Genomic DNA, 475 nt, shown 5'->3' on the forward strand with positions numbered 1-475 from the left:
TGTAGGCTCCACGCTGGAGATCGAATCGGGAAGTAACGACCCGATGGCCGTTTTTTTGACCATTACATTAATTGAGATGATCCAGAAACATGAAACCGGCCTGGACTGGATGTTTGCCGTCCATATTATCCAGCAGGTCGGTCTCGGTATTGTTTTTGGCCTCGGCGGCGGTTACCTGCTACAGCAGATGATCAACCGTATTTCTCTGCCCAGCGGCCTGTATCCGATGCTGGCGCTCAGCGGCGGTATTCTGATTTTTGCTTTGACGACCGCGCTTGAAGGCAGCGGCTTTCTCGCGGTCTATCTGTGCGGATTCCTGTTAGGAATCCGTCCGATTCGCATCCGTTACGGGATCCTGCAATACTTTGACGGACTGGCCTGGCTGGCGCAGATCGCCATGTTCCTGGTCCTGGGACTGCTGGTGACGCCTTCCGATCTGTGGCCGATTGCCGTCCCTGCGCTTATTCTCTCTATC

General features: G+C 54.5%; 1 protein-coding gene. It reads left to right on the forward strand.

Features of this window, described 5'->3' with window-relative positions; translation table 11 throughout:
* A partial coding sequence (locus ACEWB7_RS17535; protein ID WP_411581027.1) for a cation:proton antiporter occupies positions 1 to 475 on the forward strand: 475 nt, incomplete at both ends.

Origin of the sequence: Acinetobacter sp. NIOH-H-8 (genome assembly GCF_046635365.1) — a bacterium.
GTDB lineage: Bacteria > Pseudomonadota > Gammaproteobacteria > Pseudomonadales > Moraxellaceae > Acinetobacter.